Raw genomic sequence first — 15610 nt, 5'->3', positions numbered from 1 at the left:
TTGCGGCCGCGCCGTGGCCGGTCTCCCGGCAGCTGCGCCACCGTTCTACCAGATGCGCGCACGGAGCGAAGCCGGCCCGTGCACGCGTCACGGATCGAGCCGCGTCAGCGCAGCGCCGCAAGTCCTCGCAGCAGAAAAGAAGCGGGCCGGATCACTCCGGCCCGCAGGCGTGCATCAAATCAACCCGCTGCAGGGGGCGGCAGCGTCCCGTTACTCCGCCGCGTAGCGGGCGCCGGATCGTCCAGCCGCTCGCCCAGCACCCGGCGCACGCTGACGAAGAACACCGGGATCAGCAGCAGGCCGAGGAAGGTCGCGAACAGCATGCCGCCGATCACGCCCGTGCCCAGCGCATGGCGCGCGTTGGCGCCGGCACCCGTGGACAGCGCCAGCGGCAGCACGCCCATGATGAAGGCGAAGGACGTCATCAGGATCGGGCGGAAGCGCATGCGCGCGGCTTCGATCACCGCCTCGCGCAGCGGCTTGCCCTGGGCGCGCTCGAGCACCGCGAACTCGATGATCAGGATTGCGTTCTTCGCCGCCAGGCCGATCACCGTGACCATGCCGATCTTGAAGAAGATGTCGTTTGTCAGCCCCGGGCGCAGCATGGTGAACACCACCGCGCCAAGGATGCCCAGCGGCACGATCAGCAGCACCGACACCGGGATCGACCAGCTCTCGTACAGCGCGGCAAGGCACAGGAACACCACCACCACCGACAGCACCAGCAGCAGGGTCGCGGTGTTGCCGGCGATGATCTCCTGGTAGGACATGCCTGCCCAGTCGTAGCCGAAGCCGGCGGGCAGCTCGTCGGTCACGATGCGCTCCATCGCGCCCATGGCCTCGCCCGAGCTGTGGCCGGGCGCCTGCGAGCCGACGATGTTCACCGCCGAGTACCCGTTGTAGCGGGTCAGCGAAGGCGTGTTCATCACCCACTCCGAGTCCACCACGCTGGTCAGCGGGATCATGTTCGGCGTGCCGTCGGCCGAGGGCGCGGCCGGCGTGTAGAAGCGCGACAGCGAACCCGGGTCGGTGCGATAGGGCGCATCGGCGCGCATGTTGACGCGTTTCACGCGGCCGTCTGCGAAGTAGTCGTTGACGTACACCGGTGCCAGCATCAGCTGGATCGCGCTGTAGATGTCGTTGACCGACAGGCCCATGGCCTGGGCCTGCACGCGGTCGACGGTGAGCTTGAGCTGCGGTGCGTCCTCGAGCGTGTTCGGACGCACGGCGGTGAGCGCCGGATCCTGCGACGCCGAGCCGAGCAGCTGGTTGCGGGCCTGCGTGAGCGCCTCGCGACCGAGGCCGGCGCGGTCCTGCAGGTACATGTCGAAGCCGCCGAACTGTCCCAGGCCCTGCACCGTGGGCAGGTTGACCACGAAGATCTGCGCATCACGGATGCCATGGAGCGCCCCGTTCGCGGCCTGCAGGAAGTCCTGCACCGTGCCGTCGCGATCGCCCCAGTCGGTCAGCTTGATGAAGGCCATGCCAACGTTCTCGCCCTGGCCCACGAAGCTGAAGCCGGCCACCTGCATCATGCCCTCGAAGCCGGGCACGTCTTCCAGCGTGGTGCGCACGTCCTCGAACACCGCCTGCGTGCGCTGCAGGGTCGAGCCCGGCGGCAGCTGCACGATGGCCATGGCGTAGCCCTGGTCCTCCTCGGGCAGGAAGCTGCCGGGCAGGCGCACGTACAGCAGGCCGGCGATGACGGTCAGCGCGGCGAACACCAGCATCCAGCGCGGGGCGTGGCTCACGGCGCTGCCGATGTGCCGCACGTACACCGCCGCGATGCGGTCGTAGTACTTGTTGAAGGTGCGGAACACCACGTTCTTGCGCTTGCCGGCACCTTCAGGCGCAGCAGGGTCATGCGGTTCGTGCTGCTTGAGGAAGGTCGCGCACAGCGCCGGCGTGAAGCCCAGCGCCAGGAAGGCCGAGAAGCCCATCGCCACCGCGATCGTGATCGCGAACTGCTTGTAGATCTCGCCCGAGGCGCCGCCCTGCAGCGCGCTGGGGATGAACACCGCCGCCAGCACCACGGTGATCGCCACCACCGCGCCGGTGATCTGGTCCATGGCCTTGATCGTGGCCTCGCGCGGCGGCAGGTGTTCCTCGGACATGATGCGTTCGACGTTCTCGATCACCACGATCGCGTCGTCGACCACGATGCCGATCGCCAGCACCATCGCGAACAGCGTCAGCTGGTTGATCGTGAAGCCGATCATGCTGAGCCCCAGGAAAGTCCCCAGCAGCGCCACCGGGATCACCAGCGTCGGGATGATGGTCGCGCGCAGGTTCTGCAGGAAGATCAGCATCACCAGGAACACCAGCACCATCGCCTCCATGAGGCTCTTCACCACTTCCTTGATGGAAATGGTGACGAAGGTGGTGCTGTCGAAGGGCGAGAACCATTCCACGCCCTGCGGGAAGCTGCCCTGCAGCTCGTCCATGCGCGAGCTGACGCCCTCTGCCACGGTCAGCGCGTTCGCGCCCGGCAGCAGCTGCACGGCGAAGGCGCCGGTCGGCTGGCCGTTGAATTTGGTGTCGAAGCCGTAGCCCTGGGCGCCGATCTCGATCCGCGCCACGTCCTTCAGCCGCACCGTGCCGCCGTCGGAATCGGCGCGCAGGATGATGTCGCCGAACTGCTCCGGATTGGCGAAGCGGCCCTCGGCCGACACCGTGGCGGTGAAGCCCTGGCCCACGGGCGCCGGGTCGGCGCCTATCGAACCGGCGGCGAACTGCACGTTCTGACCGCGCACCGCTCCCAGCACCTGGCTGGCCGACAGCCCAAGGCCCTGCATCCTCTCCGGGTTGAGCCAGATGTTCATGGCGTACTCGGAGCCGAACTGCTGGGTGCTGCCGACGCCGGGCACGCGCGCGATCTGCTCGAGCACGCTGGCTCCGATCAGGTTGTTGAGCGCGTTGCGGTCGAACGACGGATTCGACGAGCGCAGCGCCACCACCATCAGGAAGCCGGCGTTGGCCTTGGCCACCACCACGCCCTGCTGGGTGACTTCGGTCGGCAGGCGCGGGGTGGCCAGCGAGACCTTGTTCTGCACCTGCACCTGCGCGATGTCGGGATCGGTGCCGGTCTGGAAGGTCAGGGTGATGCTGGCGCGGCCCGACGAGCTCGAGGTCGAGCTGAAGTACAGCAGGTTGTCGATGCCCGTGAGCTGCTGTTCGATCACCTGGGTGACCGCGCGTTCCGTCGTCGCGGCATCGGCGCCGGGATAGCTCGCGCCCACGGTGACCTGCGGTGGCGCGACGTTCGGATAGGACTCCACGCCCATGTTGAGCACGGCGATCACGCCCGAGAGCGCGATCAGGATCGAGATGACCCAGGCGAAGACCGGATGGTCGATGAAGAAACGGGGCATCGGCGTCAGCCTTGCGTGGAGGCGTCGTCGCCGGCCGCTGCGTCATCCGCTGCCGGTTCCGCTGCATCGGGGTGGGCGCCGGACGGCGCTGCAGGTGTGGGCGCGGGGGGCGACGCGGGCGCTGCGCCGGGCGTGGCGGGTGCCGCCGACGGCTGCCACGGCGTGGCGGTCGCGGCTTGCCCCACCTGCGCACGCTGGAGGCCCGAGACGACCACCCGATCACCGGGGACAAGGCCCGCGGTGACGATCCAGCTGCCGGCCTCGGCGCGGGCGGTGGTGATGTCCTTGCGTGCGACGGTGTCGTCGGCGCCGACCACCATCACATACGGGCCGGTGGCGTCGCGCTGCACCGCCGCCTGCGGCACCGTGAACACGCCATGCTGCACGCCCAGTGTTGCCACCAGGGTCACAAAGGTGCCGGGCAGCAGGCGGCGGTCCGGGTTCGGCAGGGTGGCGCGCAGCGACACCGCGCCGGTCTCCGGGTCGACGCTGTCCCCGGAGAAGTCCATCTCGCCGGCGTGCGGGTAGACGCTGCCGTCGGGCAGCAGCACCTGCACCGCGACGGGACCTTCGCGATCGAGCTGCATCGCGTGCACCTGGTCGAGTTCGCCGGCGCCCATGCTGAAGTTCACGAACAGCGGATCGATCTGGTCGACCGTGGTCAGCAGCGTCGCCGTGCCCTGCCCCACCAGCGCGCCCTCGGTGACCTGCTGCTTGCCGGCGCGGCCGGAGATGGGCGCGCGCACGGTGGCGTAGCCGAGGTTGATGTTGGCGCTCTCCACCGCCGACTGCGCCGCCTGCACGGCGGCGTTGGCGCTGCGCTCGGCGGCCAGGGCGTTGTCGAGGTCGGACTGGGAAATGAACTTCTGCGGCGCCAGGCCGCGCGCGCGGCTGGCGGAGGCGGCGGCATTTGCCTGGTTGGCGCGCGCCTGCGCAAGCGCGGCCTGGGCTTCGCCGGCGGCCGCGCGCAGCGGTGCCGGGTCGATTTCGAACAGCACCTGGCCTTCGGTGACGTCGCTGCCCTCCTGGTAGGCGCGGCGCTGCACCACGCCCGGCACGCGGGCGCGCACATCGGCGCTGCGGTAGGCGGCCAGGCGGCCGACGAGATCACGACGCAGGGGCGCGTCCACCGGCTGCACGGTCACGACCCCGAGTTCGGGCGGCGGCGGCGCTTGCTGCTGCTCCTCCCCTCCGCAGGCCACGAGGGCCACGAGCAGGATCGGGATCAGGACGATGCGGCGCATAGGGAGGTCCTTGGGGGGAGGTAATTCCGAACTCGCAAGTATGGCATCGCCCTGCTTCGGCAAACGTGCAGGAAGTCAGGGGCGCAGCGGAAATCGCCCGCTGACGTTGGCGACCGCCGCCGCGGCCATGCCGAGATGCGGCACCAGCGTGGCCGGATCCGCTGTCGGAGCCGCGTGCGGCACCACGCCCAGGTACGGCAGGGCCAGCGCCGCACGCAGCAGGTCGAGATAGTCGTCGCGGCGGTCGAACGCGGGATCCACCGCGCAGCCGACCCAGCCGAGCAGGCGGCAGCCGTCGGCGGCAATCGCGCGCGCGCTCAGCCTGGCGTGGCTCAGGCAGCCCAGGCGCAGGCCCACCACCAGCACCACCGGCAGCTCGAGCGCATGCGCCAGATCGGCGTGCTCGATGCCATCGGCCAGCGGCGACAGCCAGCCGCCCGCGCCTTCCACCACGACCACGTCGGCGTTGGTGGCCAGGCGGGCGTAAGCCGCGAGTATCGGCGGCATCGATACCTGGACCCCGGCGCTGCGCGCGGCCAGCTGGGGCGCGGTCGGCTCCGGAAGGGCCCAGGGGTTCACGTCTTCGTAGGCGGGCCGTGGATCGCCGGCGGCGGCCTGCAGCGCGAGCGCGTCGTCGTTGCGCAGTCCCTGCGGCGTGGCCTCGCAACCGGCCGCGACCGGCTTCATGCCCACCGCACGCAGGCCGCGTGCACGCAGCGCGTGCAGCAGCGCAACGCTGGTCATGCTCTTGCCCACGCCGGTGTCGGTGCCGGTCACCAACACGCCCCGCGCTACACTCGTGCTCATGTTCACGACGCAGATTCTAAGCGGCGACAAGCCGCAGCAGTACGCCCAGCTCGTCGCCCAGGCGCGCGCACTCCTGGCCGGCGAGCACGACCGCATCGCCAACGCCGCCAACCTCTCGGCGCTGGTCTACCACGCGCTGCCGGAGCTCAACTGGGTCGGCTTCTACTTCTTCGACGGCACCGAACTGGTGGTCGGACCGTTCCAGGGGCAGCCAGCCTGCGTGCGCATCCCGCTCGACCGCGGCGTGTGCGGCGCGGCTGCCCGCAGTGGGGAAACCCAGCGCGTCGAGGACGTCAACGCCGTCCCCGACCACATCGCCTGCGATGCCGCATCGCGCTCGGAGCTGGTGGTTCCGCTGTTCCACGAAGGTGCGCTGCTGGGGGTGTTCGACCTCGACAGTCCGGTTCCCGGTCGCTTCCACGTTGAAGACCAGAAGGGGCTCGAGGAGATCGCACAGGTGTACGTCGAATCACTGGGTTCATGAGCGCGCAGCCGCTCAAGATGCGCAACATCGGGCCGAAGTCGGCCGCGTGGCTGCGCCAGGTCGGGTTGAAAACACCCGAGGACCTCATCGAGGCCGGGCCCCTGGAGGCCTTCATGCGCATCAAGCGCGCGGGCTTCAAGCCGAGCCTCAACCTGCTGTATTCGCTTGAAGGCGCGCTGCGCGACTGCCACTGGCAGGACGTCCCCGACGCCCGCCGGGTGGAACTGGTGGCTGCGGCGGAGGCCGCGATCGCGGAACTGCCGCCCCCGCGCAACCGCCCGCCCGCCGGGCCGGTGACCACCACGGTGATGCAGGAAGACGACGACGCGATGCCTTCGCCGGACTACTTCGACCGGCCCGACGGCGACTGAACCCCGCTGCGCGCTAGAAGGCCTGCCACCACGCGCCCGGCGACCAGCCGGCGGCAAGCACCAGCGCCAGCAGCAGCAGGCTTTCCACCACCTCCACGCTGGCACCCAGGCAGTCGCCGGAAATCCCGCCCAGGCGGCGGCGCCAGTACGCCGCGACCAGCGGCGCCAGCGGCAGCGCGACCAGCAGCGGCGGCGCCAGCACGCTGGCCGCAGCCAGCGCGATCGCCCACAGCCAGACCACGTGCAGGTCCAGCTTCCACGAGAAGCGTTCGGCCATGCCGGCCTGTTGGATCGGCGGCAGCAGGCGGCTCCACCACAGCGTGCCCCAGCGCGCCCAGGCGGGCACCAGCACGATCCCGAACCACCACGGCGATCCCGCGAGTTCGGCCAGCAGCACCAGCTTCACCAGCAGTTGCATCACCACCGAGACCACGCCGAACACGCCCATGTGCGGGTCCTTGAGCACGGCCAGGAAACGCTGCGGATCGCGATGCGCGGCGCCGAAGGCATCGGCCACGTCGCCGAGGCCGTCCAGGTGCAGCGCACCGGTCACCCATACCCACATGAGCAGGGCGAGTACCGCCGCCAGCCACGGGCGCTGGTCGAATCCCCACAGCGGCACGGCCAGCAGCAGCCCGATCAGCACGCCGACCAGCGGGTAGTACACCGCGGAGTGCGACAGGTCGTCGTCGCGGAAGTCGCGCACCTGCGGCGTCGGCAGGCGGGTCAGGAACTGCACCGCCAGGATCAGCCGGCGCAGGCTCATGGCTGCGCCAGCTCGAGCACTTCGCCCCAGGGGCGGCCGTCGTCGCCGGCCTCGAGCCGCAGCCGCAGGCGCGTGCCGTAGTCGATGCGCAGCGCCCAGGCGGAGGCGAGCGGCAGGCCGCAGGCGAGCGTCAGCGCCATGCGCAGCGCGCCGCCGTGGCTGACAACCAGCTGCGGCCCGGGATCCGCGGACGCGAGCAGTGCTTGGAGTCCCCTGCCGATGCGCGCTTCGAACGCATCCCAGGCTTCGCCGTTGGGCGGCGGATTGGCGCGTGGATCGTGGTGGAACGCGGCCAGCGCGGCAGCCGGCAGGTCCATGCCCGCGCGGCCGTCCCAGTCGCCGAAGTCGAATTCCGCCCAACCAGCATCGCGCTGCACCGCCAGGCCCGCCGGCGCCGCGAGCGCCAGTGCGGTGTCGTGCGCGCGGCGCAGCGGCGAACTGGTCACGCGTGTCCAGGCGATGCCGGCATGGCGCCGGCACGGGGCGAGGATGGCACCGTCGCGCAGCGGCGGATCATGGCGCCCGTCCAGGTGCCCGCGGCGGCCGGTATCGGCGTGGCGCACCAGGTCGACGATCATGCCGGCGGCCTGTCGGCGACCGCGGCCTCGGCGAAGGTCGCCATGTCGTTGTGCAGCGCGCAGGCCAGGCGCAGCAGCGGCAGCGCCAGCGCCGCACCCGAGCCTTCGCCAAGGCGCAGGTCGAGCTGCAGCAGCGCCGACGCGTCCAAGGTGTCGAGTACGCGCTGGTGGCCGCGTTCGGCGGAGCGGTGCGAGAACAGCAGCCAGGCGCGCACGCCCGGATTGAGCCGCACCGCGGCCAGCGCAGCGACCGAGACGATGAAGCCGTCGACCAGCACCGGGATACCGCGCTGCGCCGCCGCCACCATCGCGCCGGCCAGCGCGCCAATCTCGAGGCCGCCGACGCGACGCAGCGCTTCCAGCGCCGGCAGCGGCGCCGCCGCGATCGCCGCGCCGTGCAGCGCCAGCGCGCGCTCCACCACCGCCTGCTTGTGGGCCATGCGCGCGGCGTCGAGGCCGGTGCCTGCGCCGACCAGGTCGGCGACCGGCAGCGCGGCGAGCGCGCAGGCCAGCGCGCTCGCCGGCGTGGTGTTGCCGATCCCCATCTCGCCGGGCAACAGCAGGTCGGCGCCATCGGCCAGCGCCTCGTCGACCGCGCGGCGCCCGGCGTCGAGCGCATGCGCAAGCTCGCCGGCCGCCATCGCCGGCTCCACGCTCAGGTCGCGCGTGCCGCGGCAGGGCTTGTCGACGACGGCGCCGGGCAAGGGCGCTTCGGCCAGCGTGCCGACGTCGCGCAGGTGCAACGGCAGGCCGAGCTCGCGCGCCAGCACCGCGATCGCGGCGCCACCAGCCGCGAAATTGGCGAGCATCTGCACCGTGACTTCGGCCAGATACGCGGAGACACCCTGCGCCACCACGCCGTGGTCGGCGGCGAACAGCAGCACCGGGGCACGCGACGCCGCGGGGCGGTCGCTGGCCTGCAGCGCCGCCAGTTCGATCGCCAGCGTTTCCAGCCGGCCGAGCGCGCCGGCAGGCTTGGTGAGCTGCTGCTGGCGCGCGCGCGCGCGGGCGCGGTGCGCCTCCGAAGGCAGCGCGCAGCGCTGCGTGAACCATGACTCCGTCATTTCGCCCCGATGTGCGTATTGCAGCCGCGCATTCTATCCGCCCGCCGCGGCCCGTCCTGCCCGCCCCGCACGCCGGATGCCTTTGGCGCGCCGTGGAGCGATGCCGTAGACTGCGCGCTCTTTCTGGTGACCGGCGGGGTTCTCCCCAACGGTTGAAACGGGAAGCCGGTGACCTTCCGCCCGCCGTCACGGCGTACGAAGCATTCCGGCGCTGCCCCCGCAACGGTAAGCGTGGAACACCCCGGCAAACCGCCACTGTGCACAGGCATGGGAAGGCGCCGGGGCTGGAGCAGCGACATCGCTCCGCCCGCGAGTCCGGAGACCGGCCTGGAAGACACACTGGTTGTGACGCGGAGGGCGTCGCGGCGGTAGCGCGCCGTGTCGTCCACGTCACCCTCCCGTCCCCGCTCCCTGCCCGCAACCCCACGACACAGTCGCGCGGGCGTGCGCGACGCATGGAGAACCCGATGAAGCCGCAGCACCAGTTCCTTTCCCTCGCAGTGGCGCTCGCCCTGTCCCCGGCCGCGATGGCCAGCGGTGCAATGCAGGCCACCGACCTCGACGAGGTCATCGTCACCGGCACCCGCACCGAAATACTGCTCGCCGACAGCCTGGTGCCGGCGCAGGTCATCGATCGTGACGAGATCGATCGCAGCCAGGCGCGCGACCTGATCGAACTGCTGCGCGGGCGCGCCGGCGTGGACATCGGCAACCAGGGCGGCCGCGGCAAGCTCAGCAGCGTGTTCCTGCGCGGCGCCGAGTCCGACCACGTGCTGGTGCTGATCGACGGCGTCAAGGTGGGCGCCGCCAGCTCCGGCATGGCGGCGTTCCAGGACTTTCCGGTCGCGCAGATCGAACGCATCGAGATCGTGCGTGGCCCGCGCTCGAGCCTGTATGGCTCGGAGGCGATCGGCGGCGTGATCCAGATCTTCACCCGCGGCGGCAGGGCCAGCGGCTTCACGCCGCAACTGTCGGTGGGCGGTGGCAGCAACAACAGCCGCGCCTTCAGCGGCGGCTTCGGCTACGGCGGCGAGCGCGGCTGGGTTGCGGCACACGGCGGCTACCAGGAGACCGACGGCATCGACGCCTGCCGCGGCTCGGGCACGCTGTTCACCGGCTGCTTCACCGACGAGCCCGACGACGATGGCTACCGCAGCGCCTCGGTGACCATGCGCGGCGGCCTGCACGTCACCGATGCCCTGGCGGTGGAAGGCAGCTTCCTCGATGCCAGCGGCGAGAACGAGTACGACGGCTCCTGGACCAACCGCTCGAAGACGCAGCAGCAGGTGACCGGCGCGCAGTTGCGTTACGCCCCCGAGGGTGGCCGCCTTGGCGTGACCGCGGCAGTGGGCCGCAGCAAGGACACGTCCGACGACTACCAGGGCGACACCTTCGTGAGCACCTTCGATACCCGCCGCGATACCGCCTCGGTGCAGGCCGACGTACAGCTGGCGCCGGCGCACCTGCTCAGCATGGGCGTCGACTACAGCAACGATCGCGTCGATGGCACCACCGGCTTCATCGTGGACGAGCGCGACAACACCGGCGTGTTCCTCGCCTACGACGGCGGCACCGGCCGCCAGCGCTGGCAGGCCAGCGTGCGCCACGACGACAACGAGCAGTTCGGCGACCACGTGACCGGTGGCCTCGGCTGGGGCCTGGCGTTCGACAACGGCCTGCGTTTCAGCGCGACGCTCGGCACCGGCTTCAAGGCGCCGACCTTCAACGACCTGTACTACCCGGGTTCGGAAAGCCCCCTGCTGCAGCCCGAGGAGTCCACCAGCCTGAACCTTGGCGTGTCGCAGGCCACCGAACGCTTCAACTGGTCGTTCAACATCTACGAGAGCCGGATCGACGAGCTGATCGTGTTCACCTATGCGCCGCCGACCTGGCAAGGCGTGGGCGAGAACATCGACGAAGCCCGCATCCGCGGCGCCGAACTGACGTTTGGCACCTCGTTCGCCGGCTTCGACCTGTCGACCCAGCTCAGCCACGCCGATCCGCGCGACCGCAGCGGCGGCATCAACGACGACAACCTGCTCGCGCGCCGCGCGCGCACCACCGGCCGCATCGACCTTGACCGCGGCTTCGGCCCGCTGCGCGCCGGCATCACCGTGCAGGGCGCCGGCAGCCGCTATGACGATGCCGCCAACACCGTGCGCCTGGGCGGCTACGCCACCACCGACCTGCGCCTGGAGTACGCCTTCCACCGCGACTGGAGCCTGCTGGCGCGCGCCAGCAACGTCTTCGACCGCGACTACGAGACGGTGGGCTGGTACAACCAGCCGGGGCGGGAGTACGGGCTGACGTTGAGGTATCAGCCGGTGCGGTGAGGGGTTGCCCCCTACCCCCGAAGCGCCAACAACCCAGGCAAGTCGTCGAGCACCGCCACCGCTCCCGCGCGTTCAAGATCGAAGTCACGCGGATACCCGTGCCTCACCAGTACAAGGTCCATGCCGGCAGCGTGCGCGCCGCCGGCATCGGCCTCCGAATCGCCGACCATCAGGCACTCGTCCACGCGGCGGCCGTGGTGCGCGGCCAGGTGCAGCAGCGGCATCGCGTGCGGCTTGCGTTCGGGCAGCGTGTCGCCGCCGACGATGCCGTCGAAGCGGTCGCCGATGCCCATCGCTTCGAGCAGCGGGCGCACGTAGCGTTCGGGCTTGTTGGTGCAGATCGCCATCGCCACGCCGTCGGCGTGCAGCGCGTCCAGCGTCTCCACGGTGCCGGGGTACAGGCGCGCCTGCAGCAGCAGGCAATCGCCGTAATGGCGCATCAGCCGTGGCAACACCTCATCCACCGGCGTGCGGCTGCCGACGTGCTGCAGCGCGCTGTCCATCAGCACGCGCGTGCCGAGGCCGATCCAGCTGCGCACCAGCACTTCGGGCTGGCGCGGGTGGCCGAGCTCATCGAGCGTGCGGTTGACCGCTTCGGCGATGTCGGCGGCGCTGTCGACCAGCGTGCCATCGAGGTCGAACAGCACCAGGGGCCAGGCGAATGCCATGTTGCGTACCTTCGCCGGTCGGGGAGCCGACGCCACCATGGCAGGCTACACCGCGGCGCGCGCGATCATGTGTCGGTGCATGCGCTGGCCCGCATCGACGCATCGGCACGGCGCTCAACCGGCGGTCGACACGACATCCGACTCCGGGAACAACGTCGCCTGCTCCGGCAGCTCCGCGGGCTCGCGGAATCCGCCCAGGCCTACGCCGACCAGCCGGTAGCGTGTCGACCCGGGCAGGTCGACGCGTTCGCGCAGCGCGAGCGCGAATGCGGTGAATTCGGCTTCGGTGGCCGGGGGCGATTCGGGCGTGTAGCTGCGCGTCAGGATGCGGAACTGCGCGGTCTTGAGCTTCAGCACCACCGTGCGGCCGACGCGCTCGGTCTTGCGGCTGGCCGCCCAGGCCTTGGCCGCCAACGCGCGGATCGCGGGCTCGATCTCCTCCAGCGGCAGGTCGATGGCGAAGGTGTCTTCCGCGGAGATCGACTGCACCGGCTGGTTCGGCTCCACTGGCCGCTCGTCGATGCCGTGCGCGCGACGGTGCAGGCAGGCGCCGAAGCTGCCGAAGCGCTGCTGCAGCTCCTCGATCGCAAAGCCGCGCAGGTCACCCATCGTGGCCACGCCGATCGCTGCAAGCTTCGCTTCCATCACCTTGCCGACGCCGGGAATGCGGCCGACAGGCAGCGGTGCCAGGAAGGCGTCGACCTGCGACGGCCGGATCACGAACTGGCCGTCCGGCTTGTTCCAGTCCGATGCGATCTTGGCCAGGAACTTGTTGGGCGCCACGCCGGCCGACGCAGTGAGCGCGGTTTCGTCACGGATCGCCGCGCGGATCATGCGCGCCGATTCGGTGGCGCTGGGCGAAGCGATCTTCGGCGCGGTGACGTCCAGGTAGGCCTCGTCCAGCGACAGCGGCTGCACGAGGTCGGTATGGCGCAGGAAGATCTCGCGCACCTGCCTTGATACCGCCTTGTAGCGCGCGAAATCCGGCGGCACGAATACCGCGTCCGGGCACAGACGCTCGGCGCGCACCGCCGGCATCGCCGAGCGCACGCCGAACACGCGCGCCTCGTACGACGCCGCACACACCACCGAGCGCGCGCCGCGCCAGGCCACGACCACCGGCCGGCCGCGCAGCGCGGGATCGTCGCGCTGCTCCACCGACGCGTAGAAGGCGTCCATGTCGATGTGCAGGATCTTGCGCATATGCGCATTATCCCGCAGCGACGGCCACCGGCAGCTCCACCAGCATCAGCGTGGCGTCCTCTGGATCCGGCACGACCTTGAAGCCGAGCCGCCGGCACATGGCGAGCATGGTGCTGTTCTCGCGCAGCACCTGGCCTTCGATGGCTTCCAGCCCCATCCAGCGCGCGACTTCGATCATTTCCTGCATCAGCCGCCAGCCCAGGCCCGCACCCTTGAGGTCGGAGCGCACCATGATCCCGTACTCGCCGCGCCGGAAGTCGGAGTCGGCGAGCAGGCGCACGGCGCCGAGCATCTCGCCCGACTCCACATCGATCGCCACCAGCGCCATCGAGCGCGCGTAGTCCAGCTGCACCAGGCGGGCGATGAAGTCGTGGCTGAAGTCGCGCACCGCGCGGAAGAAGCGCAGGCGCAGGTCCTCGGCGCTGACGCGTTCGAAGAAGCGGCGGAACATCGCGTCGTCTTCCGGGCGCACCGGGCGCACGACGGCCGTGCGGTCGTTGGACAGGGCCAGCGTGCGCTCGAGCTCGGTCGGATACGGGAACACCGCGAAGCGCGGGTGGCCGCGGCCGCGATGCAGGCGCGTCGAAGGCGCCACCGCGATGCGGGCGTCAAGCGCGATCGCGCCCGACGCGTCGGCCAGCAGGGGGTTGATGTCGACCTCGCGCACCTCGGGGATGTCGGCGGCCAGCTGCGCCAGCTTCACCAGCACCAGGGCGAGTGCGCGTTCATCGGCGGCGGGCACGTCGCGGTAGGCGCGCAGGATGCGCGAGACACGCGTGCGACCGATCAGCTCGTGCGCCAGGCGCAGGTCCAGCGGCGGCAGCGCCAACGCCTTGTCGTCGATCACCTCGACCGCCGTGCCACCGCGGCCGAACACCACCACCGGCCCGAATACCGGGTCGTCGGCGATGCCGGCGATCACTTCGCGCGCCTTTGGGCGCAGCACCATGGGATGCACGCTGACGCCATCGATGCGGGCGTCCGGCCGCAGCCGGCGCGCACGCTCGAGGATGTCGGCGGCGGCCTCGTGTACCGCGGCGGCGCTGGCCAGGTGCAGGCGCACGCCGTCGACGTCGGACTTGTGGCCGATGTCGGGCGAGAGCACCTTGACCGCCACGGTGCGACCGGCATCGAGCAGCGGCTGCGCGGCGCGCACCGCAGCATCGGCATCGGTGGCGAGCACGGGCGTGGCGATGGCGATACCGTAGGCGCCCAGCAGCCGCGCGGTGTCGCAGGGGTCCAGCCATTCACGGCCTTCGGCAAGTGCCGCGTCCACCAGCGCCTGCGCACCCGCGCGGTCGACGCCGAAGCCCTCGGGCAGGCTTGGCGGCGTCTCCATCAGCGCCGCCTGAGCCTCGCGGTGGCGCACCAGGTACATGAAGCCGCGGACGGCCTCGGCTTCGTTGGCATACGTCGGCACGCCGGCGGCACCCAGCAGGTCGGCGGCGCCGTGGCCATCGCCCAGCCACAGCGCCAGCACCGGCTTGCGCGGCGCGCCACGCGGCCGCTCCTTGAGCACGCGCACCGTGGCCTCGGCGGTGTCGCGCGGATCGGACAGCACGGTCGGAACATTGACCACGAGCACGGCGTCGTTGCCGGGGTCGTCGAGCAGTGCTTCCAGGCCGGCGGCATAGCGCGGGCCGTCGGCATCGCCCAGCAGGTCGACAGGATTGGCGCGCGACCAGCCGCGCACGAGTCCGGCGTCCAGGCGTTCGATGGTGGCCGGCGCCAGCTTCGCCGGCGTGCCGCCAAGATCCTGCAGGCGATCGAGCGCCAGCAGCCCCGTGCCGGCGCCGTTGGTGAGCACCGCCAGGCGCTTGCCGGGCACGCTGCCCAGATGCGACAGCGTTTCGGCGGCCGCGAACAGCTCGTCGAGTGCGTTGACGCGCAGCAGGCCCGCGCGCCGGAACGCCGCGTCGTACACAGCGTCGGGCGTGGCGAGCGCGGCGGCGTGGCTGGTCATCGGCCCCATTGCATGCGCGTGGCGGCCCGGGCGCACCACCACCACCGGCTTGCCGCGGGCGGCCGCACGCGCGGCGGACAGGAATTTGCGCGCGTCGCGCACCCGCTCCAGGTACAGCAGGATTGCGCGGGTGTGGCGGTCGGTGGCGAACCAGTCGAGCAGGTCGGCGAAATCGACATCGACCGCGTCACCCAGCGACGCCACCGCGGAGAACCCGACTCCGCGCGTGCCGGCCCATTCGATCATCGCCGCGGCCACGGCGCCGGACTGCGAGATGAGCGCGAGGTCACCCGGCGGCGGCCGGTGCGCGGCGAAGCTGGCATGCAGTTTTGAATGCGGCGCGATCACGCCCAGGCAGTTCGGTCCGACCACGCGCAGGCCGCGCGCGCGTGCGATCGCACCGAGCGCGGCGTTATGCGAGTCGGGGCCGTCACCCATGCCACGCGTCAACACGATCACCGCGCGCGCCCCGGCATCGGCGGCCGACGACGCGGCGCGCGCCACCGCCTCCGGCGGCGTGGCGATGATCACCAGCTCCGGCGCGAATCCCAGCTCCGCCAGCCGCGGCGCGGTGACCACGCCCTCGATCTCGGGATAGTTGCGGTTGACCACGCCGATGCGGCCCGGGAAGCCACCGTCGATGACCTGGCGCAGCACCAGCCGCCCGAGCGAACGCTCGCGCGGGCTCGCGCCCACCAGGGCCAGCGATGCCGGGGCGAACACGGATTCGAGTGCGTAGGTACCCACCGTCCTCAAGC

12 protein-coding genes and 1 riboswitch are annotated in these 15610 nt (G+C 71.1%); of the genes, 3 read left to right on the top strand and 9 right to left on the bottom strand.

Annotated elements, in window-relative coordinates; genetic code table 11:
* Nucleotides 1-179: 179 nt before the first annotated feature.
* From ACW5F0_RS08785 to bioD, 3 genes are all read right to left on the bottom strand, one after another.
* Complete coding sequence (locus ACW5F0_RS08785; protein WP_456963570.1) at nt 180-3371, bottom strand: multidrug efflux RND transporter permease subunit; 3192 nt, start codon at nt 3369-3371, stop codon at nt 180-182.
* Between the two features lie 5 nt (nt 3372-3376).
* A complete protein-coding gene (locus tag ACW5F0_RS08780) occupies nt 3377-4615 on the bottom strand; it encodes an efflux RND transporter periplasmic adaptor subunit (protein ID WP_456963569.1) in 1239 nt (412 codons plus the stop codon).
* A 75-nt stretch (nt 4616-4690) separates the two neighbouring features.
* The gene (gene bioD, locus ACW5F0_RS08775; protein ID WP_456963568.1) at nt 4691-5422 is read right to left on the bottom strand and encodes a dethiobiotin synthase; all 732 of its coding nucleotides are present in this window, start codon (nt 5420-5422) and stop codon (nt 4691-4693) included.
* Between bioD and ACW5F0_RS08770 the strand changes: the two genes are divergently transcribed.
* A complete protein-coding gene (locus ACW5F0_RS08770; protein WP_456963567.1) occupies nt 5421-5906 on the top strand; it encodes a GAF domain-containing protein in 486 nt (161 codons plus the stop codon). The genes bioD and ACW5F0_RS08770 overlap by 2 nt on opposite strands.
* Nucleotides 5903-6277 (top strand): TfoX/Sxy family protein, encoded by a 375-nt coding sequence (locus ACW5F0_RS08765; RefSeq protein WP_456963566.1) that lies wholly within the window; start codon nt 5903-5905, stop codon nt 6275-6277. Before ACW5F0_RS08770 ends, ACW5F0_RS08765 begins: the two co-directional genes overlap by 4 nt.
* A gap of 13 nt (nt 6278-6290) precedes the next feature.
* Here ACW5F0_RS08765 and cobS read toward each other — a convergent pair whose 3' ends face one another.
* From cobS to cobT, 3 genes are read right to left on the bottom strand one after another with little or no spacing between them, the layout of a single operon-like run.
* On the bottom strand, nt 6291-7043 hold the full coding sequence (gene cobS, locus ACW5F0_RS08760) for an adenosylcobinamide-GDP ribazoletransferase (protein ID WP_456963565.1): 753 nt from the start codon (nt 7041-7043) through the stop codon (nt 6291-6293).
* Nucleotides 7040-7621 carry a histidine phosphatase family protein gene (locus tag ACW5F0_RS08755; protein WP_456999554.1) on the bottom strand — a complete coding sequence of 194 codons (582 nt, stop codon included), beginning with the start codon at nt 7619-7621 and terminating at the stop codon, nt 7040-7042. Before ACW5F0_RS08755 ends, cobS begins: the two co-directional genes overlap by 4 nt.
* Entirely contained in the window at nt 7618-8685 is a 1068-nt protein-coding gene (gene cobT, locus ACW5F0_RS08750) for a nicotinate-nucleotide--dimethylbenzimidazole phosphoribosyltransferase (RefSeq protein ID WP_456999553.1), read from the bottom strand. Before cobT ends, ACW5F0_RS08755 begins: the two co-directional genes overlap by 4 nt.
* Nucleotides 8686-8792: 107 nt before the next feature.
* Nucleotides 8793-9030: riboswitch (cobalamin riboswitch) on the top strand.
* Nucleotides 9031-9152: 122 nt separating this feature from the next.
* Here cobT and ACW5F0_RS08745 point away from each other — a divergent pair.
* Nucleotides 9153-11018, top strand: a complete 1866-nt coding sequence (locus tag ACW5F0_RS08745; RefSeq protein ID WP_456999551.1) for a TonB-dependent receptor domain-containing protein — start codon at nt 9153-9155, stop codon at nt 11016-11018.
* 11 nt (nt 11019-11029) lie between these two features.
* Here the strand turns inward: ACW5F0_RS08745 and gph are convergent, their stop codons facing one another.
* From gph to ACW5F0_RS08730, 3 genes are all read right to left on the bottom strand, one after another.
* The gene (gene gph, locus ACW5F0_RS08740) at nt 11030-11686 is read right to left on the bottom strand and encodes a phosphoglycolate phosphatase (protein ID WP_456999549.1); all 657 of its coding nucleotides are present in this window, start codon (nt 11684-11686) and stop codon (nt 11030-11032) included.
* A 114-nt stretch (nt 11687-11800) separates the two neighbouring features.
* On the bottom strand, nt 11801-12889 hold the full coding sequence (gene dinB, locus ACW5F0_RS08735; protein ID WP_456999547.1) for a DNA polymerase IV: 1089 nt from the start codon (nt 12887-12889) through the stop codon (nt 11801-11803).
* A 7-nt stretch (nt 12890-12896) separates the two neighbouring features.
* Nucleotides 12897-15599, bottom strand: a complete 2703-nt coding sequence (locus ACW5F0_RS08730; RefSeq protein WP_456963559.1) for a bifunctional acetate--CoA ligase family protein/GNAT family N-acetyltransferase — start codon at nt 15597-15599, stop codon at nt 12897-12899.
* Between the last annotated feature and the right edge of the window lie 11 nt (nt 15600-15610).

This window comes from Luteimonas sp. A534, from assembly GCF_054072805.1.
This window is presented reverse-complemented; position numbering and strand designations above follow the sequence as displayed.